The organism is Stappia sp. BW2, from assembly GCF_008107695.1.
Classification (GTDB): domain Bacteria; phylum Pseudomonadota; class Alphaproteobacteria; order Rhizobiales; family Stappiaceae; genus Roseibium.
On record NZ_VIRG01000060.1, the window covers coordinates 193,852 to 220,086 of the forward strand.

24 protein-coding genes are annotated in these 26,235 nt (G+C 58.9%); 7 read left to right on the forward strand and 17 right to left on the reverse strand.

Annotated features, from left to right (window positions below; translation table 11 throughout):
• Positions 1–21 precede the first annotated feature (21 nt).
• From FMN63_RS10510 to FMN63_RS10525, 4 genes are all read right to left on the reverse strand, one after another.
• Complete coding sequence (locus FMN63_RS10510) at positions 22–960, reverse strand: tripartite tricarboxylate transporter substrate binding protein (protein ID WP_148583925.1); 939 nt, start codon at positions 958–960, stop codon at positions 22–24.
• Between the two features lie 129 nt (positions 961–1,089).
• The gene (locus FMN63_RS10515; protein WP_148583926.1) at positions 1,090–1,947 is read right to left on the reverse strand and encodes an intradiol ring-cleavage dioxygenase; all 858 of its coding nucleotides are present in this window, start codon (positions 1,945–1,947) and stop codon (positions 1,090–1,092) included.
• Between the two features lie 28 nt (positions 1,948–1,975).
• Positions 1,976–3,052 (reverse strand): maleylacetate reductase, encoded by a 1,077-nt coding sequence (locus tag FMN63_RS10520; protein ID WP_148583927.1) that lies wholly within the window; start codon positions 3,050–3,052, stop codon positions 1,976–1,978.
• On the reverse strand, positions 3,049–4,416 hold the full coding sequence (locus tag FMN63_RS10525) for an aminotransferase class III-fold pyridoxal phosphate-dependent enzyme (protein WP_148583928.1): 1,368 nt from the start codon (positions 4,414–4,416) through the stop codon (positions 3,049–3,051). Before FMN63_RS10525 ends, FMN63_RS10520 begins: the two co-directional genes overlap by 4 nt.
• Positions 4,417–4,568: 152 nt before the next feature.
• Between FMN63_RS10525 and FMN63_RS10530 the strand changes: the two genes are divergently transcribed.
• Both FMN63_RS10530 and FMN63_RS10535 read left to right on the forward strand, forming a co-directional pair.
• Positions 4,569–5,609, forward strand: a complete 1,041-nt coding sequence (locus FMN63_RS10530) for an AraC family transcriptional regulator (RefSeq protein ID WP_209001062.1) — start codon at positions 4,569–4,571, stop codon at positions 5,607–5,609.
• A gap of 150 nt (positions 5,610–5,759) precedes the next feature.
• Positions 5,760–6,215: a MarR family winged helix-turn-helix transcriptional regulator gene (locus FMN63_RS10535; RefSeq protein ID WP_148583929.1), complete on the forward strand. Its 456-nt coding sequence runs from the start codon at positions 5,760–5,762 to the stop codon at positions 6,213–6,215.
• A 64-nt stretch (positions 6,216–6,279) separates the two neighbouring features.
• On the opposite strand, the gene FMN63_RS10540 is transcribed toward FMN63_RS10535, so the two are convergent.
• On the reverse strand, positions 6,280–7,047 hold the full coding sequence (locus FMN63_RS10540) for an amidohydrolase family protein (protein ID WP_148583930.1): 768 nt from the start codon (positions 7,045–7,047) through the stop codon (positions 6,280–6,282).
• Between the two features lie 87 nt (positions 7,048–7,134).
• Between FMN63_RS10540 and FMN63_RS10545 the strand changes: the two genes are divergently transcribed.
• The 4 genes from FMN63_RS10545 to FMN63_RS10560 are packed head-to-tail and all read left to right on the forward strand — an operon-like array spanning position 7,135 to position 10,805.
• The gene (locus FMN63_RS10545) at positions 7,135–7,863 is read left to right on the forward strand and encodes a GntR family transcriptional regulator (RefSeq protein ID WP_148583931.1); all 729 of its coding nucleotides are present in this window, start codon (positions 7,135–7,137) and stop codon (positions 7,861–7,863) included.
• A gap of 27 nt (positions 7,864–7,890) precedes the next feature.
• The gene (locus FMN63_RS10550) at positions 7,891–8,841 is read left to right on the forward strand and encodes a tripartite tricarboxylate transporter substrate binding protein (RefSeq protein WP_148583932.1); all 951 of its coding nucleotides are present in this window, start codon (positions 7,891–7,893) and stop codon (positions 8,839–8,841) included.
• Positions 8,838–9,275, forward strand: coding sequence for a tripartite tricarboxylate transporter TctB family protein (locus FMN63_RS10555; RefSeq protein WP_148583933.1), 438 nt, complete (start codon positions 8,838–8,840; stop codon positions 9,273–9,275). The genes FMN63_RS10550 and FMN63_RS10555 overlap by 4 nt, the downstream gene beginning before the upstream one ends.
• Before the next feature lie 12 nt (positions 9,276–9,287).
• On the forward strand, positions 9,288–10,805 hold the full coding sequence (locus FMN63_RS10560; RefSeq protein ID WP_148583934.1) for a tripartite tricarboxylate transporter permease: 1,518 nt from the start codon (positions 9,288–9,290) through the stop codon (positions 10,803–10,805).
• Positions 10,806–10,957: 152 nt separating this feature from the next.
• On the opposite strand, the gene FMN63_RS10565 is transcribed toward FMN63_RS10560, so the two are convergent.
• The 5 genes from FMN63_RS10565 to FMN63_RS10585 all read right to left on the reverse strand — a co-directional run bounded on the left by FMN63_RS10565 (position 10,958) and on the right by FMN63_RS10585 (position 18,090).
• Positions 10,958–12,391, reverse strand: a complete 1,434-nt coding sequence (locus tag FMN63_RS10565) for a methyl-accepting chemotaxis protein (RefSeq protein ID WP_209001064.1) — start codon at positions 12,389–12,391, stop codon at positions 10,958–10,960.
• A 362-nt stretch (positions 12,392–12,753) separates the two neighbouring features.
• Entirely contained in the window at positions 12,754–15,102 is a 2,349-nt protein-coding gene (locus FMN63_RS10570) for a cytochrome P450/oxidoreductase (RefSeq protein WP_205513978.1), read from the reverse strand.
• A 114-nt stretch (positions 15,103–15,216) separates the two neighbouring features.
• Positions 15,217–16,530, reverse strand: a complete 1,314-nt coding sequence (locus FMN63_RS10575) for a TRAP transporter large permease (RefSeq protein ID WP_148583936.1) — start codon at positions 16,528–16,530, stop codon at positions 15,217–15,219.
• Positions 16,523–16,951 (reverse strand): TRAP transporter small permease subunit, encoded by a 429-nt coding sequence (locus tag FMN63_RS10580; protein ID WP_209001073.1) that lies wholly within the window; start codon positions 16,949–16,951, stop codon positions 16,523–16,525. The genes FMN63_RS10575 and FMN63_RS10580 overlap by 8 nt, the downstream gene beginning before the upstream one ends.
• A 122-nt stretch (positions 16,952–17,073) precedes the next feature.
• Positions 17,074–18,090 carry a TRAP transporter substrate-binding protein gene (locus tag FMN63_RS10585; RefSeq protein ID WP_148583938.1) on the reverse strand — a complete coding sequence of 339 codons (1,017 nt, stop codon included), beginning with the start codon at positions 18,088–18,090 and terminating at the stop codon, positions 17,074–17,076.
• Positions 18,091–18,469: 379 nt separating this feature from the next.
• Here FMN63_RS10585 and FMN63_RS10590 point away from each other — a divergent pair, with 379 nt between their 5' ends.
• Positions 18,470–18,898: an acyl-CoA thioesterase gene (locus tag FMN63_RS10590; protein ID WP_353619191.1), complete on the forward strand. Its 429-nt coding sequence runs from the start codon at positions 18,470–18,472 to the stop codon at positions 18,896–18,898.
• 12 nt (positions 18,899–18,910) lie between these two features.
• On the opposite strand, the gene FMN63_RS10595 is transcribed toward FMN63_RS10590, so the two are convergent.
• From FMN63_RS10595 to FMN63_RS10625, 7 genes are read right to left on the reverse strand one after another with little or no spacing between them, the layout of a single operon-like run.
• Positions 18,911–19,636, reverse strand: coding sequence for an SDR family NAD(P)-dependent oxidoreductase (locus tag FMN63_RS10595; RefSeq protein ID WP_148583939.1), 726 nt, complete (start codon positions 19,634–19,636; stop codon positions 18,911–18,913).
• Positions 19,633–20,406: a cyclase family protein gene (locus FMN63_RS10600; protein WP_148583940.1), complete on the reverse strand. Its 774-nt coding sequence runs from the start codon at positions 20,404–20,406 to the stop codon at positions 19,633–19,635. Before FMN63_RS10600 ends, FMN63_RS10595 begins: the two co-directional genes overlap by 4 nt.
• Positions 20,403–21,659, reverse strand: a complete 1,257-nt coding sequence (locus FMN63_RS10605) for an SDR family NAD(P)-dependent oxidoreductase (RefSeq protein WP_148583941.1) — start codon at positions 21,657–21,659, stop codon at positions 20,403–20,405. Before FMN63_RS10605 ends, FMN63_RS10600 begins: the two co-directional genes overlap by 4 nt.
• The gene (locus FMN63_RS10610; RefSeq protein ID WP_148583942.1) at positions 21,656–22,831 is read right to left on the reverse strand and encodes a thiolase family protein; all 1,176 of its coding nucleotides are present in this window, start codon (positions 22,829–22,831) and stop codon (positions 21,656–21,658) included. The genes FMN63_RS10605 and FMN63_RS10610 overlap by 4 nt, the downstream gene beginning before the upstream one ends.
• Positions 22,831–24,444: an AMP-binding protein gene (locus FMN63_RS10615; RefSeq protein ID WP_148583943.1), complete on the reverse strand. Its 1,614-nt coding sequence runs from the start codon at positions 24,442–24,444 to the stop codon at positions 22,831–22,833. Before FMN63_RS10615 ends, FMN63_RS10610 begins: the two co-directional genes overlap by 1 nt.
• Positions 24,441–24,914: an aromatic-ring-hydroxylating dioxygenase subunit beta gene (locus FMN63_RS10620; protein WP_148583944.1), complete on the reverse strand. Its 474-nt coding sequence runs from the start codon at positions 24,912–24,914 to the stop codon at positions 24,441–24,443. The genes FMN63_RS10615 and FMN63_RS10620 overlap by 4 nt, the downstream gene beginning before the upstream one ends.
• Positions 24,914–26,224: an aromatic ring-hydroxylating dioxygenase subunit alpha gene (locus FMN63_RS10625; protein ID WP_148583945.1), complete on the reverse strand. Its 1,311-nt coding sequence runs from the start codon at positions 26,222–26,224 to the stop codon at positions 24,914–24,916. Before FMN63_RS10625 ends, FMN63_RS10620 begins: the two co-directional genes overlap by 1 nt.
• Positions 26,225–26,235 lie beyond the last annotated feature (11 nt).

Here is a 26,235-nt window from a genome sequence, read left to right on the forward strand (position 1 = left end):
ACTGACCCTGGCCCGAGAGGCTTATTCGCCCAGGATTTCGGAAATGCGGGCCAGAGTGGCCTCGTCCTTCTTGATCTGCGCGTTCGAGGCTTCCGCGTCGAGCCAGTAGATCTCGGCGCCGGTTTCCTCGGCCACCTTCTTGGCTTCGTCGGAATTGATCACTTCAATGGCGGCCTCCGCAATCGCGGTGCGGGCTTGGGCCGGTGTATCCTTGTGAACGAACAGGCCGTTCCAGGTGGAAAGGGCCAGGTCTGGATAGATTTCACCCGCTGTCGGGACATCCGGCAGGATCGGGATACGCTGGTTGGTGACGCTCATCAGAACGTTGAGGTCATCCAGGCACGGGCGGATCAATTGCAACGTGGTGTTGATCACGTCGACGTCGCCGGAGGCCAGGGTATTGCAGTCCAGGGCGTCGAAGGCTGCATCCGTGGAATAGGAGAAGTCCAGGGCTTTCGCGATGGCCTTGGTGTGGCGTGCCGGGGTCGTCGCATCGCCGAAATGTCCCAGCGTTACGTTGTGGTCCTTGGCGTAGGCGGCAAGCTCTTCCATCGTGGCGTAAGGCGCATCCCCCTTGGCAGCAAGCACGAAGGGATAGCTGAGGAAAATCCCGACCGGATCGAACGGATTGCCCTCAAGCGGCGGGATGCCGATATGCGGGCCAACGAGCGGCACGTCGATGACGAAGGAGCCGACTGTGTAGCCGTCCGCGGGCGCGAGTGCGACGGACACGGCTCCGGGGAAGGGACCACCGCCGCCGCCGGGTTTGTTCACGACAGCCGCCGCTACGCCGTAGTCTTCCTGGAATTTGTCGGCGATCATCCGCGTCAGCACGTCTTCAAGATCCCCCGGGGGAAAGGGGATCACGAATTCAACCGGCTTTTCGGGGTATTCGGCGGCGGCTGAAAGGGGGAAGGCAGTTATGGCAGCTGCCAAACATGTTTTCGCTAGAGTGTTCATTGTGGTGTTCCATCTGGTAGGTTTCTTTATTGCGTGATTTTTCACGTTATAGTTATAGTTCTACGTTGAAATACGGATGGGATCAATGGCCGCTCGCGCTTGTTTTTTTGGCATTTGGCGAGCGATTGATCAGGCTTCCGTAGAGTTTTCCGGCGGAAGGACGAAGTCGTAGGCAGCCTTCCACTTCGGGCTTCCGTCAGTCGCGTCCAGTTCCTGAAACCGCGTGATCAGCGGGGCTTTCACGGCGAAAACCGCATCGCTCTCGAGATATGGATCGCCCGCCACGAATGTATGAGTGATCAGCCGCTGGTAGCCTGGTGCGGTGATCAGGAAGTGCATGTGCGCCGGACGGTAGGGATGGCGGCCCAAATGCCCGAGCATTTGTCCCACCGGCCCGTTGTCGGGAATGGGGTAGGACACAGGTTTGATGCCGGTGAACCAGTAGCGTCCGTCAGGACCAGTTCTGAAAATGCCACGGTTGTTGTGTTGCGGCTGAATGTCAGGTTGCTGGACGTCATAAAATCCGTCCGCGTTGTCTGACCAGACATCGACGCAGGCCCCCTCGATAGGCTTGCCGTCGAGATCCAGAACGCGGCCCTCGAACAGGCACGGCTCGCCTTTGCCATCGAGCGAAATCGATGCGCCCATCTCGCGTTCGGGCACACCATCGACATGGAATGGGCCGAAGACGGTGGAGGGGGTGGACCCGGCAGGTTTCCGGTTGTTGACGGCATCGACCAGCATGGAGACACCAAGCACGTCGGATAGCAGAATGAATTCCTGCCGTGTGTCGGAGCACATGTGACCCGTTTGCGTCAGAAACGCGATGGCGGTTTCCCATTCCTTCTCCGTCAACCGCACGTCCTTGACGAAATCATGCAAATGCCGAACGAGCGACTCCATCACCTGCTGCAGACGCTCAGGCGTTTTTGGGGACATCCGTGCGTTGACAGTCTCTTGCGATCCGTCTTCCGACAGGTACGTCATATTCCCCTCCTCAGTTTGCCCGTCTTGCTTAAGCAGGATCTCCCGACCAGGCACGGTTGAGCGTGCTCCGTATGGCCTTTGCTTCAAGCGGTCTCGGGTTTGGGTATCTGGCCTTCAGGGCCAATTCGGTCGCAGTGTCGATGCCGTCTTCAGGCATGCCGATCTCAGCCAGGCTTTGCGGAGCACCGAGCCGTTTTGCGAAGTCCTGCAAACCCCGTGCGGGATCGGTGCCGAGCACCGGCCGCAGCCGTTCGATGACCGCCGGAATAGCCGGCGCGTTGTAGGCAAGGGCGTGGGGCAGAACGACCGTGTGGGTTTCCGCATGGGGCAGAGCGAAGCTGCCGCCCAGCACGTGGCACAGCTTGTGATGCAGGGCCATGCCGACGCTGCCCAGACAAATACCGCAGAGCCAGGCACCATAAAGAGCATTCTCGCGTCCGGTGGCGGATGTCTGGTCCTCAGCGATGTCGGGCAGGGCCTTGACCAGGGCTGCTATGCCTTCCAGCGCCAGCGTATCGACCACCGGATTGCCGTTGACCGCGTAAAGCGCCTCGATGCCGTGTGCTATGGCGTTGATGCCACTGATAACAGAGGTCGCAACCGGCAGCCCATGGGTCAACTCGACGTCATAGATCACGGTGCCGGGCAATATCTCCGGACCGGAGCGTGTTGTCTTGATGCCGTCCTTGGTTTCGCCAAGGATGGGCGTCATTTCCGAACCCGAATAGGTTGTCGGCAGCACGATCTGAGGCAGGCCGGAGCGGGCCGCCAAGGCTTTTCCGAGGCCGATCGTCGAGCCGCCGCCAATGGCAAGGATGCCATCGGCCTCTTGAGTTTCCAGAACCTTCAGCGCCTTGTCGGTCACCTCGACCGGCGTATGCATGGCCGCGCCGTTGAACACACCGGCAATCCGGGAGGCGGCGGACAAGCAGACCTCGTCGGCAAGCGCGCCGCGTCCGGGTGTGGTCAGAACCAGGACCCGCGACAGATTGGCGTGCGCCAGTTCCTCATCCAGTGTTTTGCGCGTGCCACTGCCGAACAGCACCCGGGACTGTATCGGCCCGAACTGAAAGGTCTCTCTTCGGATTGCGCCGGGGTAGGTCAATTTTCTTTCTCGAAACGGCTGCAGGCAACCGTCAGGGACCGCACGATCGTATCGATCTCGGTTTCGCTGATCACCAGCGGCGGCGACAGGATGATGACATTGCCGGCCGGGCGTACGATGGCCCCTTCCTCACGGGCATAGGCGGAGATGCGTTCGACAATGCCGTTGCCCGGGTCCATCGGAGTTCTCTTCGCCTTGTCGGACACGAAATCGATACCGACCATCAGACCCTTGCCACGCACTTCGCCGACGATAGAGCAGGTCTCGGCCAGTGGCTTGAGACCCTCAAGCAGACGTGCCCCCATCTTCGCCGCATTGCCGGGCAGGTCTTCCTGTTCGACGATTTTCAGGCAGGCGAGGGCGGCGGCGCAGCCTACCGGATGACCGGTCGAGGTGTAGCCGTGCATGATGATGCCCTGCGGGCTGAATTCCTTGTACCAGGCACTGGCAACACGCTTGTTCAGGGCGGTCGCGCCTAGGGGGACATAGCCGGAGGAAATGCCCTTTGCCAGGCACATGATGTCCGGCTTCACGCCCCAGCCACGTGCGCCGAACATGGCCCCCGAGCGGCCGAAGCCGGTCACAACCTCATCGGAGATCAGCAGCACGCCGTAGCGGTCGCAGACTTCGCGCAGTTTTTTCCAGAAACCGTCTGGCGGAACAATGACGCCGCCGGCGCCCTGAACCGGTTCGGCAATGAAAGCCGCGACCGTGTGGGGCCCCTGGAATTCGATCAGCCGCTCGATCTGGGTGATGACGGCATCTGTCAATTCAGTCGGATCTTCCGAATAAGGGTTGCGGTAGGACCAGGGACTGTCGACCTGGAAGCATCCTGGCAACAATGGTTCGTAGGCGCTGCGATAGTAGGAGGCACCATTGACTGAAAGACCGCCGAAGTGGACGCCGTGATAGCCCTGCTTCAGGGAAATGAATTTGGTGCGCAGGGGCTCGCCCACGAGCTGCCAATACTGCCGTGCCAGCTTCAGGGCCGTTTCGACCGCGTCCGATCCGTTGGCGGAAAACAGGACCTTGTCGACGTCTTCCTCTGCCGCCATGGCGCAAACCTTGGTCGACAGTTCGATGGAGGGTGGTGTCGCGGTACCCGCGAAGGACGAATAATAGCTGATCCGGTCCATCTGTGCGGTGATGGCGTCTTTCACTTCCTTGCGGTTATGGCCGACGTTGACGTTCCAAAGGCCACCAAGACCGTCCACCAGACGATTGCCGTCGATGTCCGTTACGTAACAGCCATCGGCCTCCACGATAACCTGGGGCGGATGTTCCGCGCTGGTCAGCGGATGGATCATCGGATGAAACTGATGACGAGCGTTTTTCTCCCGAAGGAAGTTTTCGTTTTCGAACATTTGTAGAACCCCGGATTGAGACGTGTCTCATGTGCTGGAAGAGGTCGGGTCTTTGCGCCCGGCTTCGAAAAACAATGAAGACTGAAAATGGGTATCACCATTGATTGTTACGCCATTTATCCGATAATTTGCGCCAAACAGGGGGAGAGTGAATGCCTTCGCGCACATCAGGCGGCGAAACTCCGCAGTTTTCAGCGATACGGGCGTCCTTGCTGACAGCCCTGATCGACCGGCTTGAAGCCAGCAATGAGAGCGCCCAGCCGATCCTCAATCGCATCGGTCTCAGTCCTGCGCAGCTCTCCGATCCCTACGGCTTCATTCCCATGCCTCAGTTCGTCGCGTTTCTCGAGGGGGCCAGTGCTTCGGTGAAGGACCCCGTTCTGGGCGCGCGCATCGGCGCCGGTCTGAAGGCCGGTGACATGGGACCGCTGGGGATCGTTCTGTCATTGTCGGAGAGTATTCAGGCCGGAATTTCCCGCCTCGTGCGCTATACCAATGCCTTGCAAAGCGGCACTCAAACCCAATGGATCCAGGTCGACGATCAATGGGTGTTCAGCTACCGGCTCACCGACAGCCGGATTTGGCCGCGGAGGCAGGATGCGGAATTCTCCCTGGCGTCTCTGGTGCAGGTGGTCCGCGACAATTTCAGTCGGGGATGGTCACCGCAGGAAGTTCACTTTGAGCATTCGGAACCGGAAGATACGGGGTTTCTTGTAAAGTTCTTCCATTGTCCGGTGCTGTTTCGCCAGCCAATCAATCGGCTATTCGCGAGGCAGGGCGATTGCAGCGCGGTCGTGCGGACGGAAGATCCGCACTTGCTTGCGACCTTGGAACGCCATGTTTCGGATCTCGTTTCGCCGGGCAAGGAAGCCGACAGTCTTGAGCAGGCGGTGAGGGAAATCATCGAAGTCAATCTCGGCCTGGCGCCCGTATCGGTGGAACGGATTGCCCAGGCCTTCGGATATTCGCCAAGAACATTGCAGCGCAAACTTGCCCTCGAAGGCACGACCTTCAGATTTCTTGTCGAAACGATACGTCGGCAAAAAGCGGAGAAAATGCTGGCCTTGCCCGGAGCCAGGGTCAACCAGGTGGCAATGGCACTCGGTTACGGGGATGCCACCGCCTTCTGGCGGGCATATCGAGACTGGAACGGAATGCCGCCCTCGGAGGGGATGCCGCCGACCGGCATCTGAATGGACGCCTTCGTGTGTCCGGCCCAAAGCCCGGACTTCGGATTGTTGCCTAAGACCAAAAGGTGTCTTGAAATAAATACGGGAGTCACCGCATTCACAACGGGATAGAAATCATATATCCGCAGGTTGCGATGAACAGACAGGCATAAAATGACAAAAAGTCGATACGACAGCCCTGCACACGTTAAGGAAAACTGGCCCTTTTACTGGATCAGCCAGATCAATGCGGCTTACTCCGACGCCCTGGAGCGCAGAATTAAGTTGCATGGCATCGATATTCCACGCTGGCGGGCCATGATGAGCCTCTATGAAGACAAATATCTGTCTGTCTCGGAGATTGCTCAGTTTTCCGCTCAAAAGCTGAATACCACGACAAAAGTCATTCAACGGATGCTCAACGACGGCCTTGTCACAACGCGCATCAGCCCGCAAGACGGTCGGGTTACGGAAGTCTGCCTGACCGAAAAAGGCGACAATCTGCGCAAGGAAGCCTTTGTTGAAGCCCGCTACGTCTTTGACAACTCGTTTTCTGAATTGACCCAGGAAGAAATCGACATTCTCAACAGCACGCTGTCGGGTGTGCTGAAAAAATTGCGCAAGCTGTAAAGCGTCTCAAGCCAGCGGTTACGACTGTCCCCACTGGCTTTGCCGGCCACCATGACTGTGCCCGTCAGATCGTGATGCCGTAAAGCGCCTCGGCTGCGCTGGCATCGTCGTAGTCTTCACCGAGCGCCAGCAGTCCTTCGTAGACGGCGTAATTCTCGTGCCTGGTGTGCGGCCAGTCGCTGCCCCAGACGAAGCGGCCGTCACCCAGCAAATCCCGTAGGCGCGCGATGTGGTCGCGAGGATCCGGGATGCCGCGATAAGGTGCACTCAGCTTGACGAAAAAGGACGAACGATCAGAGAGCGCCGCCAGCGCATCGATCCAGGGTTCGTTCTGTGCGTCCAGTGAAACCGGTAGGCCGATATGATCGATAACGACAGGCAGCCCCAAACGCGACAACGGCTGAAGCCAGTCTGCGAGCCGCGGGCTCTCAAGCTGAATCTCGACATGCATCCCGAGGTCGCGCAACCGGCCGGCGAAGTGGTGCAGACTTTCCGACTCCAGATCCGGAAGCGGGGTGTCCCCGACGAGGTTCCAGCGCAGACCACGCACCCCGCCGCGGCAAAGCTCCTCCAGTTCCTGTTCCGGCACATCAAGGTCGGTCACCGCAACCCCCGCGAAACGGTGCTTGTCCAGGTCCGCAAGTGCGCAGAGAAGCTGGCTGTTGTCTGTGCCGAGAAAACTGACCTGAACGATCACGCCTCCCGTCAGGGCGTTTGAGGTGATTTTCGAAAGCCACTGGGTGAGCGGGGCGGGATGCTCCGGAAGATACCGAACGGGACCCGTGGGCACGACTTGTTCATAGACATGTGCGTGGCAATCGAACCTGAACATTCCGTCTCCTTAAATGAAAGTTATATATAGAACTGGTTGACTAGATGGGTCAAATGCTGTTTCGTGTGCCGCGAGGAGGACGAGCGTATGGTCGAAACTGCGTCGACGATCGATACCAGATTGCCCGCTTATCTGCGGCTACGGGATGACCTTGCCGCGCGCATTGCCGCTGGTGAATGGCGCACTGATGAAGCGCTTCCCTCCGATAACCGCCTCGCGCGTGACGGCGGCCTTTCCGTCGGTACGGTCCGCAAGGCCGTTCAGATGCTGGTGGATGAAGGCCTTCTCGAACGGCGTCAGGGGTCAGGCACCTATCTTCGCAAACCGGCCTTCAATGCAACCTTGTTCCGTTTTTTCCAGATGCGTGACGCTGGAAGCGGCCAGAGTATTCCCACAAGCCGGCTGCTCTCACGCTCGCGCGTCAAGGCACCAGACTCTGTTGCAAAGGTGCTGGGCACGGATGACGTCATCCGGATCGAGCGCCTGCGCGATTTCGCCGACAAGCCGTTCCTGTCCGAAGACATTTACATACCGGCCAATCTGTTCGCTGGTTTTGAAATGATCCCGGACAATGAAGTAGGCCCACTTCTCTACCCGGTTTATCTCGACCGTTTCGATGTCTTCGTCGCATCGGCCGATGATGAGGTCAGTTTTGGAACTGCGGACGAAATCACAGCTGCCCGCCTTGAAATAAAGCCAGGTGAAGCGGTCGCGGTGATCGAACGCACCGCCTATTCCATCAAGGGTATTCCGATCGAATGGCGTATCGCTCGTGGCCCCGCAAACCGGTTCCGCTATCGCAGCCGCATCGGTTGAGCGAACACACAACAAGGAGGACTCACGTTGAAAAAACTGCTACTTGGCATTGCCTTGCTGCCGCTTGTCGCTGCGCCGGCACTGGCGGAATACCCCGAGCGCGCTATCGAGGTGACCGTGCCCGCGCCAGCTGGCGGCGGCACCGATACCAGTGCCCGTAAACTGGCGATCCTGCTTGAAAAGGAGCTCGCTGCCTCGATGGCGATCCTGAACGTCGCCGGCGGTGGCGGTTCGGTTGGCGTGACCCAGTTCATGCAGGCGCAACCCGATGGCTATTCCCTGCTCGCAACCTGGAACAGCCCGATTACCACGGTGCCGCAGGTTCAGAAGACCGCCTATGGTCTCGACAGTTTCACGCCAATCGCTTCCACGTCTGAAACTGCGTACACGATGTGCGTCAAACCGGACTTTCCGGCAGAAGACGGGGCTCAGTTCCTGGACGAACTTGCAGCCAATCCGAACAAATACACCTACGGAAACGACGGTATCGGCGGCACCATGCAACTTGCTGCCGAACGTATCTTTCAGCAGCGTGACATCAAGGCAGTGGCCATTCCCTTCGGCGGAGCGGGCGAGACGCTGCAGAACTTCCTCGGCGGTCATATCGACATCTATGGCGGATCCATCTCGCCGGTCCTTCCTTACGTGGAATCGGGCGAGGCGAAATGCCTGATCGTTACATCGGCGTCCACGGTTGACGCTCTTCCGCAAGCGGCCGGTCTCGAAAGCCTCGACCTCGCGGCCCAGGAAACCTTGCTGTGGCGCATGTTCCTTGCTCCGGCAGGGCTAGACCAGGCCATTGCCGACCGGCTCGTCGCCGCACTGGAAAAAACCGTCAACGACCCGGAATATGTCGAGTTCCTAGCGACCAAGGGCGAAATCCCGCATGTCGTTACCGGAGAAGCGCTCTCAGCACGGCTGCAGTCCGAATTCGACGGTCTGGCAGAAGCTGCCAAAAACCTCGGTCTCTCTCAGTGACCGAGCAGCGGCAAGACATACTGCTCGGCGTCGTTTTCGCAGTGATAGGGGTGGCAGCGGCTATAAAAGCCGCCGCTTATTCCGGTGCCTCCGGCGGATATCCGATGGTGCTGGGGGTGATCCTGGCCGGGCTTGGCGGTCTCGTTTCTTTGAAGGCGCTCAAGCGAAAGCGGCTCGACGAGCGGCCGCTTACCCAGCACACGCCTCGCATGCTGCTGACACTCGTGTGCGCTGCGCTCTACCTTGCACTCGTCCCCGCTCTCGGCTTCTACACCACATCCGCGCTGCTCGTGATCGCCTTGCCCGTTGTGCTTGGCTTCCGGCAGCCAATCTATCTCGGCTTGGTCACGGTGGTCTTCATCGGCATCGTCTGGTCGGTCTTCTCGCTATTGCTCGAAAAACCGCTGCCCACTGAAATCTGGAAGCGGTTTTAGGTCTGGCCCCTCATGGAAACGATCACCTCCATATTATCCAGCGTTTTGGCAACAGGGCCAATCCTGGCCATGATCGGCTCCTCCATTCTCGGTGTCTTCATCGGCGCGCTGCCGGGACTGAATCCCGTCATGGCAATTGCCTTGCTGCTGCCGCTTACCTATTCCATGGATCCGCTGGTCGCCCTTGCGATGGTCGCCGGCATCTATAACGGCTCGATGTACGGTGGCGCCATCCCCGCGATCCTTCTGCGTATTCCAGGCACACCGGCAGCAATCGCGACCACCTTTGACGGCTACCCGATGGCGCAGAAGGGGCAGGCCGCACGCGCGCTGAAGATTGCCTGCTGGTCCTCTGCACTCGGCGGTACGGCGTCGGCTTTGGCGCTGATCACTGTCGGTCCTCTGCTCGCCCGGGCAACGCTCGCCTTCGGACCGGCTGAATATTTCTGGATTGCCGTCTTCGGCATGGCCTCTGTCGGGGTTCTGGTTGGTAACGACGCGGTAAAAGGCCTGATGGCCGCGGTCTTCGGACTGCTGCTCGGCACGGTCGGCCTCGACCAGCTCTCTGGCGCACCACGTTACACCTTCGACCAGACCTGGCTGCTGAGCGGCCTGGACCTGATCGTGATCCTCGTCGGCCTTTACGCACTGCCGCCTGTTCTTTCGCTCGCAGAAAGGGCGGATCTGGACGGACTGTCGGCCAGCGACCTCAAGCTCGACAACGTTCGGGTTCCCTGGAGCGAGGTCAAAACGCTGATCCCGACCTGGATCCGCTCCTCGCTGATCGGCATCAGCGTGGGCATTCTGCCGGGCGCGGGCGGCAACGTCGCGGCTTTTCTCAGCTACAACGCGGCAAAGAACGCCAGCGACGACCCGAAGAGCTTCGGCAAGGGTAATCCGAGAGGCGTCGCGGCCGCCGAATGCGGCAACAATGCCGATAACGCGGCGTCGATGATCCCGGCACTCGCGCTCGGCATTCCGGGCAACGTCATTGCCGCTCTGGTGCTGGGGGCCCTTCTGATCCACGGCCTCCAGCCAGGACCCCAGCTGTTCCACCAGAACCCTCAACTGGTCGGCGGGTTCATGGTCGAAATGCTGCTGACGTCGCTGATCATCCTCATTGTCGGCGGCGCGGCGGCGACGCGTGTCTTCGCGCAGGTCCAGCGTCTGCCCGGCGTGCTGCTCGTTCCCACCGTTCTCGTCCTCATGGCTGTTGGTGTCTACGTCATCAACGGCCGTGTCATCGATCTGTGGATCATGTTCGTCGCGGGGGCGTGCGGCTATTTTCTTGAAAAGATGGAAGTGCCTCTCGCTCCGATCGTGCTTGGCCTTATCCTGGGGCCGATGGCCGAGCAGAACATCCGCCGCGCCCTGCTGATCAGCCGCGGCGACTTCAGTGATCTCGTGACGCGGCCGATTTCTGCGACTATTGCGATCGCCACCCTGGCCCTCATCATATGGCCAATCGGCTCAGCGCTTTTCCGGCGCAGAAAAACGTCAAACGACGCCCAAAACGAAGAGGTACGGTAGCACTCCGGAAGGTGCTTCCGTACCTCTTGTTGGCTTCGGTTGCCGGGTTGCGGACGGTTTGAGGCAAAGCCGCTTTGTTGTCGGTCATTGCCTCCCGGCTAAAGGTGAGCTCCAGGACAGAACACTCATCTGATGCGTGTTCTGTCTTTCGCTCACATCAATGACTGGGATGCTTCCCTGACATTCTGCGTGGCGACATCAATTTGGGCCGTTGCCGAGGAAATCGACTGCATGCTCGCGGTAATGTGCTCAACGCCTTGCGCCGCAGATTGCATGTTGGCGGAAATGTCGTTGGTAACGGCGGTCTGTTCTTCCACGGACGAGGCGATACTGGCGGCGATGTCCCCGATGTTTGTAATCACCGCCATGATGGCTTCGATTGCGGTGACCGCATGTCCTGTCGTGTCTTGCATTGCACTGATTTGACTGGAAATTTCTTCGGTCGCGCTACTGGTTTGCGAAGCCAGGCTCTTGACCTCGGAGGCGACCACGGCAAATCCCTTGCCTGCCTCTCCGGCACGCGCGGCTTCAATCGTCGCGTTCAGGGCCAGAAGATTGGTTTGGCTGGCAATGCCATCGATCAATTCGATGACAGAACCGATCGTCTTGGCATTTTCGGAAAGCCCGGACATGATCTCGCCGGAACGTTGTGCCTCATTGGAGGCGTCCTTGGACACATCCAGCGCGGTCTGCACCTGTCGGCTGATTTCCTGAATAGACGCGACGAGTTCCTCGGCGGCTGCTGCCACGGTTTGCACACTGGAGGAAGTCTCTTCCGAAGCCGATGCCGAACTCGTGGCCTGATCTTTCGCACTTGAAATCGCCTCTGCGATCTCCGAAAGATCCTTGTCGATTTGTTCCTGCAGGACAAGTCGGCGCTGCCGTTCCAATACCTGTTCGGTTATGTCGAAGGCAAATTTGACAACTTTGTAAGGGTTTCCCGCAGGATCGAAAAGGGGATTGTAAGTTGCCTGAATCCACACCTCCTTGCCGCCCTTGCCGATGCGCTTGAACTCATTGGACTGGAATTTTCCCGCCTTGAGCTCATCCCAGAAGCGGCGGTATTCCTCGGACTCACGCTCCTTTGGGTCCACGAAAAGGCTGTGGTGTTGGCCTCGAATTTCATCGAGTGAGTACTCGAAAGCACTCAGGAAATTCTCGTTTGCATCGAGAACCGTGCCTTTCATGTCGAATTCGATTACGGCCTGAGACCGACTGATAGCGAACAGCTTTTCCTTGAATTCCAGGTTCTGAAGCCGTTCTTCGGCGTTGGCCCATTCAACGACGGTGCCAATTCGCTTCTTACCCTGCCAGACGTGGCTCGCAATGAGATCAAAGAACGTATCACCGATCTTGATGGTCGCCCGATGCGTATTGGTGAGGCTGTCGAGCAGATTTCTCTGGTGAGCAGGGTTCTGGTGGAAGATGTCGATCGACTTGCCGAGAAGTTGGTTCGCCCGAAAGTCAGGGAATTTCGTTCGAATTTCTTCTTCTGCTTCCTGCAACAGTTCCTGCACAGCCGAGTTCATGTAAGTGATGTTGTAATCGCCATCGGCGATCATGACATTAGCGGTCAACTTTTCCACGGCAGCGGCAACAAGTGCGCTTTGCGCTTTTCCAAACATTCCCACGCTCCATAAACACGGTTCTGGTATTTATTTCTGGCAGAAATGTATTAACAGACTAACCATACGTAAATTTCCATAAATCGATTGTTTAATTGCACGTTGTCTCTGTGTTGTTGAGTGAGTATTGTGGGATTTGACAAGGATATATTTGCAATCAGTGGATAATAATACTACTATTGGTTGTGAGAATGTTTTGCCTGATTGGGATTTTCATTCTGTGCAGTGTTATGCGACACACTTTGAAGTTGCGCATACCCGCCACAGCCATGCTGGCACATAGCGAAGAGGATGGTATTTGCAAATGTCAGGATCGTGCAGATCTACAGCGCCAGCTTGAGTTTGCCACCCCTCACCGAACGCGAGCAGCAAGACATCATGCGCCGGTTTTCTGCTCGTTCAGTGCGCGTCAGCACCACGTCGCGATGATCGATCTCTCCTTCGAGCACCTCGACCTCGCAACTGCCACAGAGGCCTTCCCGACAATCGCAGGAAATGTCGATACCTGAAGCAAGAAGCGCGTCGAGCAGCGTCACATTGGCGGCGACTTCAACAGTCAGGCCGGAGTCTTTCAAGTCGACCTGAAAGGCGTGTTCCTTCGATGGATCGAGAGTGGTCTCCTGCGCTGAGAAATGTTCGAAGTGCAATGTGCCATCGGGAAGTCCGGCGGTGAGATCTTCCAGTTCGGTGATCATTCGTTCCGGTCCGCAGGCATAGATCTGTCCGCCTTCAGGCAAGCGCGCAACGATGTCTGCCAAATTGGCGCGCGGGCTTTCGTCTCTGGCATGTACTGAAAGCCGCTCGGCGTGGTCGGCTTGCAACCGGTCCAGAAAAGCCATGCTGCGGCGAGAACGCCCGCAATAGTGGATGGCATAATCTCGTCCCAAGTTCTTCAGACGGTCTGCCATCGCGAGGATAGGGGTAATGCCGATCCCTCCGGCTATGAGGATGTATGAGGGTGCATGCTCATTGAGCCGGAAGAGGTTGCTGGGACCGCGAAGGCGTAGTTCCACCCCCTCTGCGGCGACTTCGTGGAGGCGGCGGGACCCGCCACGTCCTTCCTTTTCCAGGAGCACGGCGATGTCGTAGGCCCCGGCATCGGCTCTGCCGCACAGCGAATATTTGCGATCAAAGCCGTCCAGGCACAGTTCGATATGGGCTCCGGCGCTCCAGCGCGGCAGAGGTCGTCCTTTGGCGTCCTCAATCGTCAGACCCAGGATACCGTCTGCTTCCCGGCGGACAGTCTTGATGCGGATTTTGCGGGCAATGTCGCGGCGTGCGGGCGCTCCGACTGTGAAGTGGTGATTGCCTTGGGCAATCGAAGGGTTTGCCCTCTCGGGGTTCCTTGCCGGATCCCATTCGACCCAGACATGATCGGGACCTCTGAAAGAGGTGTTGGACAGATAAGTAAACTGCTGTTCAGCCAACTGAAGATGAGGCAGCCGGCGGGTGATCTCTTCAAGAAAGATCCGCATTTCCATGCGGGCGATATTCTTGCCCATGCATTGATGGCTGCCATAACCGAAGGTCAGATGATCGACGGCATTGTCGCGGTAGATATCAAACTGGTCGGCATCTTCGAAGTGCCGTTCATCCTGATTGCCGGACGCTTGAACGATGAGCAGCTTTGCGCCTTCCGGGATGTCTACGCCACCGATGCTGGTCGCCGCCGTCGCCTGCCGCCGCCAGGCAACGATGGAGCCGGAATAGCGCAGGCATTCTTCCACCGCGTTCGGGATCAGGCTCGGATCCTCACAGATATCCAGCCAGGCCTGCCTGTTGCTGAGCAGTGTCTTGAACATGCCGGCCGAGGCAAGTGACGTCGTTTCGTGGGCGGCGACGATGATCGCCATCATCATCGAATGCACGTAGCTGTCCGGCACGACATCAGGCATTTCCGCGTTCTTGCGGATCGTTTCATGCATCCAGCCGGTTCCTTCCGGCTCCTTGCGCATCTTTTCGATGATCTTGCCGGCATAGTTCCAGAACTGGCCCACGTCATGCGCGATGGCGACCTGCTGTTCGTCGGTGGGCTTGCCCCAGGTATTGACCGAGTGGGCGACAGAAAAGTTTTTCAGAACGGCAATGTCGTCTTCCGGTACGCCGAGAAAATGCAGGGCGACATTCAGCGGAACTTCGTAGAGCATGGCGTCGACCAGATCGACCCGGCCGCTGTCGATGAAGGCATCGATCTTTTCGCGGGTCAGCCGGCGCACCATATCCTGCCTGGCTTCCAGATTGTCCGGCAGGAAATGATCCATCAGGGCGCGTCGCCGTTCCATGTGAACAGGTTCGTCCTCGTTCACCATGGTCCGGTTCATGGCGTAGCCGTAGCCCTTGAGAACCTCCATGGCCTCCGGTGTCGCCGGCGTGATTTTTTCCAGAGCGTTTCGGGGCGAAAAAAGAATGTTGTCGCGGAAGACAGCCTTGATGTCGTCGTAGCGGCTGACCACCCAATACCCGAGTTTGGGGCTGAAGAAGACGGGCAGTTGATCGCGTGACCAGCGCAAGGCCTCTGCCGGGTCTGCCTGATAGGGGCCGGCGAAGGCGTCGAAATCTGCTGCCATCTTCGAAAACGGGCACTGGGCTTCAGCCACCGCCGGAGTGCGCCCTTCGTCTCCTGAAGACTTTCCGCCTTTTGGCACGTCTGCGGGGTTCGCAGTGCGTTCCATTTTTTCCTCCCAGAAAAATTTCAGACAGCACACACCGGAAGTTACGGTGATTGCGCTCCCGTTGCCAGCGCCCATCGATGAGGTTTGCCGGCTGCTGTCACTAAGTATCCGGCTTTACATCTGGTTTGGCAGCAGGAGCACAAGCCCCGGCAGTGTCAGCAAGATGATCAGCCGAAGAATGTCGACCATCCAGAACGGCGTGACACCCTTGAAGATGGTGGCTGTCGGCACATCGCCGACCACAGCCCGCAACACGAAGACGTTGAGGCCGACCGGAGGTGTGATCAGGCTGATTTCTGTCACCACGACGACGATAATGCCGAACCATACCGGATCATAACCGAGCCCGGTCACGACTGGAAAGAAGATCGGCACGGTCAACAGCAGCATCGACAGGCTTTCAAAGACACAGCCAAGCGCAATATAGATCAGCAGGATCAGGCCCATGACCATCCATGGCGGCAGATTGTAGGCGGTCACCAGATTGCTGAGCGCGGTCGGCAGGCCTGCGATGTTGACGAAGTTTGAAAAGATCCAGGCACCAATCAGCACGGCAAACAGGCTGGCTGCGGTCATGGCCGTTTCGCGCAGGGCTTCCAGGGTATCGGCGAGGGACAGACGCCTGCGGGCAAGGGCAATCAGAAAAGCCCCCATTGCGCCCATGCCGGCAGCTTCCGTCGGTGAGAAGGTCAGGTTGATCGGGGGCACGTCGAAGACCCCGTAAAGCCCGCCAATCACCAGAAAGAACAGCAACAGAACGGCCCAGACTTCCTTCAAGGCGGACAGTCTGCCGCTCAGGCTCACCCGTTCGCCCGCCGGACCGGCTTTCGGATCGCGCCAGACTGTGAACTGAACCGCGACGAGGTAAAGAATGACCCCCAGAAGACCGGGAAGGATGCCGGCGACAAAAAGCTTTCCGATAGAGGTTTCGGTCAGGAGACCGTAAATGACCAGGATCACTGACGGCGGGATCAGGATGCCGAGCGTACCGCCTGCGGCAATCGAGGCCGTCGACAATTTGTCGGCGTAGCCGAACCGGCGCATTTCCGGCATGGCCACTTTCGACATGGTGGCGGCAGTTGCAAGTGACGATCCGGAGATGGCGGCAAAGCCACCGCAGGCAACGATGGTTGCCATGGCCAGTCCACCGCGGAAATGACCGAGAAACGCATTGGACGCGGCATAGAGCTCGCGGCTGATCCCGGCCTTGTTGACGAGCAGGCCCATGAGAATGAACAGCGGCACGACCGAAAGGCCATAGTCCTGGCTTGTGTCGATGATCAGGCGGGCGGTCATGGAAATCGAGGCACGGTACCCCATTTCAATTGTGAAGCCGACCATGCCCACAAAGCCCATGGCAAAGGCGATGGGAACGCGCAGCAGAACAAGTGCCAGAACCGCCGCGAATCCGAGAAGTCCTTCAAGCATGCTGGGGGCTCATCAATTTCGGTGCGAATATATGGCCGAGACCGCGGACAATGAGGACTGCGGCGGTAATTGCCGTGACGACGGCAATGAACCATCCGACATAGTGCAAGGGCAGGCGCAGGTATTCCATGACGTCGCCGTAAGACCGGCTCCGTTCGGCGAGATCAAACACGCGCATGGCCGGCAGGATCAGTATCAGGCCGCAAAAGAGATCCGTGAAGGCGTTGCGCCAGCGGGTCAGTCCGGCCCGCTTGAACATGCCGTCTGTCAGGTCGACGCAGATGTGGCCCTCCTTGGCGGAGACGACCGGCAGGACGGAGAAAACCATGATTGCCATGAGCAGGCGCGTCATGTCGGCGGCAACTTCAATCGGAGCGTTGAACACCGACCGGAGCACCACGTCGCAAAATGTCATGACCATGAGGACGAACAATGCAAACGAGGCTAGAAGCGCCGGCAGACTGGCCGCAAACTTGAGAAGACGGGGCACGTCCTGATCCTTAAGCTACGGGCGGTCCGGACAAACCGGACCGCCCGGACTCGTTAGTTTCCGGCCATTTCCTTCTTGACCATCTCATAGGCGGCTTTCGCATCCACCCCGGCTTCCTCAAGTTCTCCTAGAACCTTGTCCGTGACTTCCTTGCTGATTTCCTTGAACTTCGCGATGTCATCGTCGCTCGCGGGCGTGATTTTCGTGCCTTCTGCGTTCTTGGTCGCTTCATAGGCAATCTTGTCGGACTCGTCCCAGGATGCACCTGCCATCCGGCTGGCGGGCTCCCCAAAGACTTGCTCGTCCAGGGCCTTCTGGACATCTTCCGGCAGGCTATCGAATTTTTCCTGGCTCATGATCACAGCAAAGGAGCCGCGATAGAGACCGCCCGGCATGTCATAAAGATACTTGGCCACTTCGTTCAGCTTGAAGCCAACACGCTCGCCGACGTTCATCGCCACAGCGTCGGCCGCACCGGATTCCAGTGTTTCATAAACCTTGGGAGCCGGAACGTTGATGCCTATCAGACCCAGCGCCGATCCAACGTCACCAGCAACACCGCCGCCGATGCGCGTTTTCAGGCCGTTCATGTCGGCAAGACTGGAAACTTCCTTGCTGGAATGGATCTGACCGGGGCCATGGGTGTTGAGCGAAATGACCTTGACGCCGCGATGCTCTTTCAGGTCGGCGAGGTATTTTTCATAAACGCGCCAATAGGCGACGGATGCAGCTTCCGCGTTGCCTTCATAACCCGGCAGTTCGATCAGCTTCGTCCCGACGAAACGGCCCGGTTGATACCCGTGGAAAATAATAGCCATGTCTGCGGCCCCATCAAGAACCAGGTCCATCTGGGCCGGGGGCGGTGCGAGTCCGAAGACAAGCTCGCCTGTGACTTCTCCGCCGGTGGCTTCTTCCATCATCGTGATGAGATTGGCAAAAATGCCGGTATTCACGCTATGGGTTGGCGGCAGCCAGCTTGAAATCTTGAGAACGGTTTCTGCCGAAAGCGCCGAAACGCTGAGGCTCAGTGAAACTGCGGCAGCGCCAACAATCCTGAAAAGCGACTTCATCTTCCTCTCCCTTGAACGATGCGTCTATCTGGCTGGGCACCTCCGCATGCCGAGACCGTTATGAATACTTTCATTGATGAGCCGGTCTTGTCAATAAATATGAAACTGCATGTATTTTTTGCAATTGCTCAGAGATTGTATTGAGGTGTCACAATCAGTCTTTCGACTGGTCAGGTCTCGGTGAGGTGCCAGTATTTGAAGAAATTTCAATGATATAGAGACTGTTGATGTGGCGGAAAGAGTCTCGAACAAGCCCGGAGACACCGGTCGTGCGAATGACGCTCGTGTTGAAGCGTGTCCGCGATATGTGCAAAATCAAATAAAATATTTTCAGCCTCCGTAGAGAGGCAGACTGTTCAAAGGCAGGGAGACGCGCATCTTGGACGTACCATTCAAAACCACCCGCATGCTCAACTTCGGAGATTGCGATATCTCCGGAACAGCCTATTTTCCCTCATACCTGAACATTCTCAACGGTGTGAACGAGGAATTCTGGCTGAAACTTGGTTATCCCTGGCACAAGATCATCTGGGAGGAACGCTGGGGAACGCCGACCGTCCATCTTTCCAGCGACTTCTCAAGCCCTTCTTTCTTCGGGGAAGAGCTGGAATTCGAGGTAACCGTACAGCGGGTCGGTCGGTCGTCGGTCACCATGCATCACGAAATCAGCTGCAAGGGCGAAAAGCGCTGGTCGAGCACTCAGGTGCTGGCGGCCAGCAATCTCGACGAACATTGCTCCATTCCCTGGCCGGAAGATGTCAAGGCGGCCTTGCTGGCCTGTATGCCACAGGAACAAAAAGACAGCTGAACGTTAGGCAGTTCAGATCGTCAGGGTTCCGACGCTCGCACCGCCGCAGACGTATAACGTCTGTCCGGTCACGAAGCTGTTTTCCGGATCGCAGAAAAACAGGAACGCATTGGTCACGTCCCGGACGTTGCCGATGCGCCCGACCGGAATGCGTTTGGCAAGGGCTTCCTGTTGCGGGCTGTCCTTTTCGATGATGCCCCAGAAATTGTCGGTCAGGATCGGCCCGGGGGCGACCACATTGACTGTGATGCCGTGAGGGGCAAGCTCCAGGGCCCAGGTCCGGGCCATGCCGATCATGCCGGCCTTGCTGGCGCTGTAGGCCGTGCGGGTCGGTGCGCCGAGCGCCGCCCGGGAGGCATTGAACATGACACGTCCGAACTGGCGCGCCTTCATACCCGGCAGGGCCGCCTGCAGAAGCGTCAAGGCCGATCCCAGGTGCAACTGCGCAAGTCCGGTGATGTCCTCGGGCTTGGCGTCCTCGACAAGGTTGGGCCAGATGAGCCCGGCATTGTGGATCAGGTGGGTGACATCGAACTCCGCCGCAATGGTGTGGGCAGCGGTCGCAACGGCTTCCGCATCAAGCAGATCGGCTTCCACCGAATGCAGGTTCGGGTGAGACTTTTCCGGGGCGGATCTTGCAACGGACACGACCTTGTAGCCCTGACCGAGAAGCCGTTCGGCCAGGTCAGCACCAATCCCCTTGTTGCCACCGGTAACGACTGCCGTAAATTCACTCATTCCGCCACCATCGCCAGAACCCGAAGCGGGCTGCCGGTTCCATTCTTGATTTTGAGGGGGGCTGCGATCAGCACGGCGCCGGTCGCCGGCAGTTGATCCAGATTGGCCAGACATTGCAGCCCGTATTTTCCTGCGCCATGGAGAAAGTAGTGGGCAGGATAGGGCGGAACGTAATGTGCGCCCTGACCTGCATCCGTTCCGACCGTCTCTGTGCCGAAACCGCGGATGTTCCGCTCCTCGATCAGGAAGCGGATGGCCTCCGGCGTTGGTCCGGGCGAATGCGGCCCGTCCGCGCGCATGTTCAGATACTCGGCGCCTCTACGCTTGGACCAGTCGGTACGCATCAGCACCCAGGCATCTGCCGGAATACGGCCATGGTCACTTTCCCAGCCGGCGATGATCTCGGGCGTCAGTTCGAAATCGTCGTTCTCTGCCGCGCCTTTGGAGCAATCGATCACCACAACAGGCCCGACAAAAGCCTCTGCCGGTATCTCGTCAACCGAGCCGTTCGGCACGTCCTTGCCGGAAATCCAGTGCGAGGGCGCATCAAAATGGGTGCCGGTGTGCTCGCTCATGGAAATGTTGTGCCATTTCCATGCCGGACCGCGGTGATCGTAGGCGCTGACTTCCTCCATCCGGAAACGTGCGCACTGACCGAATTCGGGCGGCAGAACGATCACCGGAAAATCCGGGTCGAGCGTGTGGGTCAGGTCGACAATTCTGACGGCTCCGGAAGCAAGGCCGGAAACAAGCATGTTCAGAGTGCTCATGCGCCTTCTCCCCCTTGCGTGAGTTCGCGTTCCAGAACCTTCGGGTCCCGTCGCCAGCGTTCGCGGATCTCCATGGCAACGTCGCCGCACCACACATCTTCAAGGCCCTGCTGCAGCCCTTTGACGACTGCCTTTGCCAACGCCTTTGACGTGACCTTGGGCGGCGGCACCGGCTGGGTCCAGTCGTCGTCATCCGGCCCGGTGAAGACGGTCATCACACGCAGCCCCGATGACCGGAATTCACCGCGCAGAGACTGACACAGCGAATACGCCGCCGCGTTCGTGGCGGAAAAGCAGCCGAAGTCCGGGGCGTTGGAGAGCGCGAAGACGGAAAGAACATTCACCCAGGCCACCGCCGAATTGACGCCATCGTTGGTGCGGGCGCACATGCCGGGCCCGAAGGCCTGGGCAAGGCGCATCAGGCCGAGATAGTTGGTCTCCATTTCTTCGCGCGCGAAGGTGGTATCGCTGCGCGCCAGAACGCCGCCCGGCCGGAGGAAGCGGGCGTTGTTGACCAGAATATCCGTCTTGCCGCCGATTTCCCCGGCCAGCCGCTGCACCGATGCGGTATCCGTTACATCGAGTGGCAGCACGCTGACACCATCGAGCCCGGAAAGCAGATCGCGGTTGGCGTGCGGTCGCCAGCTTTCCGCTTCGCCAACAAAGACGGTTGAGGCACCCGCTTCCAGCAGCGAGGTCACCAGAGCTGGTGTGTTCGGGTTTCGCAGGTCCGTGATCAGGATGCGCCTGTGCTTTGGATCGGCCGAAAGGGCACGCATTTGCGGATCGTCTTCCATATTGCTTGTCCTGTTCGTGGGCACTGCCAGCAAGACGCCCTGGCCGGATGCGTCGAGACGATTGAGAAGGGTTACCGCCTCACCGCGTGCGCAGTCGCCATGCAAATGGCACAGGACCACGGGGCCGGCCTCCAGTTTCACAGAGCCCATGCGCCAGGGTGTTCGTTCCCGGAAATAAAGATTGATCGATGTGCGGATACTGGTCTCCGCCAACAGCGTGCCCGCCGGTGAGATGTCCTGCCATTCCAGTCCGGTTGACAGACAGTGGCCGCAAACGTCCCGGGGGGGATATTGCACCGTGCCACAGTCTTCGCAGACCTGCAGTGCGAAGCGGCCCTCCGCCGCTGCTGCCGTCAGTCCGAGGGCCGCACGGGAGCGGGCTTCCGGTGGGCGCAGGGGAGACTGCGTGCGCTTTTGCGGGTCTTTTTTGGGGGGAGGAGAAAGCGGTGTGCTCATGCCGTGCTACCTGCTTTCAGGATAGCCGCGCTCGTACAGACGCCGCGGTCGTAATTGATCATGCCGAAGCCGGACACCATCGCGGTCGTGGCATCCGCCACTTGGGTGCCTCCCGCAGTACCCAGAACCTGGCGAAGCGCTTCCACCAGGCCGATGAAACCGCCCGCAGCGCCAGCCTGGCCTGCCGATAGTTGGCCACCAGACGTGTTGTGCGGAAAATCTCCAGAAATCGTCAGGTCGCGGCTTCGGACGAAATCCGGGCCGTCGCCCTTTTCGCAGAACCCGAGATCCTCGATCTGCATCATCGAGATGACGGGATAATCATCATAGGTCTGCAAGAGATCAATGTCGTCCGGCGTACAGTCCGCCATGGCATAAAGTTCTTCCACGTCGAGCGTCCAGCCACCGCGCAGCTGCACGGGATCTTCTGCATGGGCGTTGTGGCGCTCGATCGTGCCGCCGATCACGGCATAGGGCAGGTCCCGACGCTCTGCTTCCTCAACGGACATGACAAGAAAACATTCGGACCCGGCACAGGGCATGACACAGTCAAATAGAGCGATCGGGTCTGCAATCGGACGGGCGCGAAGATATTGTTCGAGCGTCAGCGATGTTTTCATCACCGCGTTCGGATTGCGCAGGGCATTGGCGCGCTGCGCCACGCAGATCCTGCCGAAATCCTCTCGTGTAGCGCCATATTCGTGCATGTATCTGTCGGTCAGAAGAGCGAAATTGGCATTAGGGCCGCCAAAACCGTAGGGGTAGGACGCGTCCTGGGCGAAGCGGGAAAAGCTCGACAGCAGATTTCTGAAGCTGTCGATATGGTTGGTGTCGCCGGCAACGCAGGCGACGATATCGGCATCGCCCGCCTGGACCGCACGTGCGGCCCGGCGCAGGGCGATAACACCACTGGCGCCGCCCATCGGAATATTGTCCAGCCATCTGGGACACAGGCCAAGATGCTGCGTCAACCCGACGGCCGTATCCGGAAACAGGGTGAAACTGGCAACCGAAAACCCGTCGACATCTGCAAGTCTCAAGCCTGCGGCCTGAAGGGACCCACGCAACGCGCCTGCAATCCACCAATGGGCTGTCTCGATGGAGTAACGCTGATAGGGCACTGAAACCGGTGCAGTGATCGCGACACCCTCATAGCTCTGTCGTTTTCCCATCAACTGGCCTGCCGTTTTTTCATGTGTCCGGTGAAGACTGTATCGGGATGGTCCAGAAGCTGCAGGGCCAAATCCTTCAAGGCAGCTCGCTGGATCTTCTGTGTCGGCGTCAACGGCAGCTTGTCGACAAAGGCGATGTAGCCCGGAGCCTTGTAATAGGCCATCTGCTCCAGACACCAGCGTGTGATTGCCGCGGCCTTTTCAGGGCTCGGGGTCTTCACCTTCAGGCAGGCAAAAACCTCGTCGCCGCGCACAGGGTCAGGGACGGGGGCAATGCCGGCGGCCTCAATGTCGGGATGACGCATCAGGATCGACTCCACCTCCACAGCCGCAATGTTTTCGCCCGACCGCCGGATGACGTTTTTCTTGCGGTCGACAAAAAACAGGTTGCCGTCAGTTCCCCGGCGCACAATGTCGCCGGTGTGGAACCAGCCGTCTTTCCAGGCTTCTTCCGTTGCCGCCTCGTCCTTGTAGTATTCCGAAAAGAAGCCGTAACGCGGATCCGGCCCCGCGTGGCGTACTAGCAATTCACCTTGAACTGCCTCATCGCCATTCTCGTCGACAATCCGGCAGTTCACGCCCTTGCTCGGCTTGCCGATGCTCGCCTGGGCCACCAGCCGATCTTCGCCAGAGGCGGCAATCACGGCGCCAGCGCCGGTCTCGGTCATCGCCCAGGCTTCCACCAGCGGAAAGCCGAAACGGTTCTCAAAAGCGATCTGCAGCTTCGGGTCCACACCTGCGCCAAACCCGAAGCGGACTTCATGCGCGCGATCCGCAGGGGAGGGGTCAAAGCCCGTCAGCATGGAGGGCATCACACCCAGATAATGCAGGCAGGTTGCCCGGGACGCAGCGACATCCTGCCACCACGTGCGTGGGTGAAAACGATCCAGCACGGTGAGGCAGCCGCCGACCGTGACCATTGCCATGAACGAGTAGGCCATGGCGTTCATATGAAAGACGGGCAGGGGCGTGATCATGCGCTCGCCCTCTTCCGTCAGCGTCGCTAATCCGCCCACACCGGCATACCAGCGCCCGGCGAGCAGGAAATAGGTATTGGGCAGCACGCAGCCCTTCGGTTTGCCGGTGGTGCCCGAGGTATAGAGGATAGCTGCCTCGCGGGCCTCTCCTTCCAGTAGCCGGGCAGTGACAGCCTCGTCCCGTGGCCGGGGGATCGGCTCTCCGGGAGCGATCACAGTCGCGGCGATGCCGGCAGCGGCGACAGCTCTCTCAAGCTCCGTCTTGCGGTCGGCAATCGAAACGAGCAGCGCCGGTTCGGAATGACCGATGAGATATTCCAGCTCCGCGGCTCGCAAGTCAGGATTGACCGGCACCACGGACCCGCCAATCCGGTTCACCGCAAGCCAATGGAGGAAGAACGTGGGCCGGTTCTCCAGAAGCAGGGCCACGCGCATGCCGGCGCCATAGCCTGCCTCCATCAGGTCCCGTGCGAGCGCGTCGACCGTCTGCAAGGCCGCCCCGTAGGTCAGGTCCCCGGCTGGTATGCCGTAGATATCCGCAGTCTTGGGCAGAACCTTCAGAAACGGCCGGTCCGGAAATTTCTCAGCCGCGGCAGCGAAGGCGGCATAGACTGTATCTGGCGGTGTCGCGGTCATGGCAGCAACTGAATATTGCCGAAGGCGGCGTCGCAGTTGAGGATGTCGACCCGCTTGTTGGCAATCCTGATCGCGCCGTCGACCACCTTCAGTTCGTGCGTAGCCGTCAGCGCCAGCAGAAACTGCTCGTCGAGGCGTGTTTCGACGTAATGCATGGAAGTGTTGGTGACGATCCGGTCACCCTCCATCTCATCGATGAAGGGCCGCTGGATGACATGGTGACAGCGGCTCTTGGGCTTCTGGCTGAAGGTTCTGGCCCCGTTCAGTCGTTCCACCCGCAAACGCAACATGAATATGTCCTCATACAGCAGCGACGTCACGAGATGCGGATCGGTCTGCTTGTAGTCGAGTGGCATCCAGTAATGCCCGTCCTCCAGCCAAAGCGACAGCCATTCGCTGAAGCGTCCCTCGTCCAGCATCCTTGCTTCGTCGTAGATGAAGTCGATGACCTCTTCCCTGGAAATTGCCATCACGCCTTCTCCATCGTAGCTGTCATGAATTTCACCCAGGCATCGAACTGGTTGCGCATCTGCCGTTCCGTGGTGCCGTTTTCCACGGCCTCCTCGGTGAAGTCTTCGTCTCCGGTTTTCAGGCGTTGAATGTTCACCCATTCCATGCCGTTGGACATGAGGCCTTCCTGGGCGCGCTCGTACATTTCCAGATCGTCGTGCCCGACCATCGACGTCGGTGCATTGATCATCCGGTTGTACATGGCGGTGCGTGCCAGCAGTTCATCCGGTGCCCCGACGAGTCGGTAGATGTAACTTTCAACCAGCGTCTTGTCCGGCCCCAGCGGAATGAAGTTCCGCAGCTGCTGGATCGGACCCTTGATCATGATGTTCGGGAAATAGACCGTGTTGTGCCGGTTCTCGTCGAGAATTTCCTTGGCGCGGTCCTTGCCATGGGTCGCGCTCAGAGCCTCGAAATAGCCCGGTATCGCGGAATAGTCGGAGTGGATCGAGTGATGCACGCCCGTATGTCCGTGGCCGTTCGGCCAGGTGCGGATGCCCATGTTCTCGAAGAACTCGTAAGGCGACATGAAGGGCGCAATGATTTCCATTGCGGGTGGGCGTGGCTCCGGATTTCCCATCTCCTTCCAGATGTTCACCGCGGTTCCGGCGGAACTTTCATGGGCAACCATCGGGTGGCAGGTGTCGGTCTGGTTTTCAACCAGCATCTTCCAATTGCACTTGTGCATGTAGCGCAGCGGCGGCCCGGCGATTTCCAGCCGCCCTTCGGGGGACCGGTCGACCATGTTGTCGATGGAGCTGATGCTGTCGCCGAAATAGTCTTCAAAACCGATGCCTTCGGCAGCCAGCCGGGCAAAGACAAAACCGCGATAGTTCCGGACCGCACCGACCGGTGTCATGCCCTTGGCATTCTCGGTCTCTTCGAAACCGGTATTCTCATAGCCCTTCTTCAGGGGGATCGCGAGCAGACAGCCATTCGTCTTGAACGACCAGGCATGGTAGGGGCAACGGAAGAACTTGCCGGTGTTGCCTTCCCGGTCGATGGCGATCTTTGTGCCCTTGTGCGGGCAACGATTGTAAAGAACGTAGATCTCATCATCCGAGTGACGCACCTGAATGACCGGCTGATCGCCAATCTGCGTGGTGAAATAGTCGCCTTTTTTCGGGGTCTGGCTTTCGTGGCCGACAAACACCCAGGTGTTTGCGAACAGGTGCTGCATTTCCAGTTTGTAGATTTCCGGGCACGTATAGACGTCCCGGTGGACTTGCGGCCCCGTAAACAGAGCGGCGATCTGGCTGGCCGTTCGCATGCTGGCTCCTC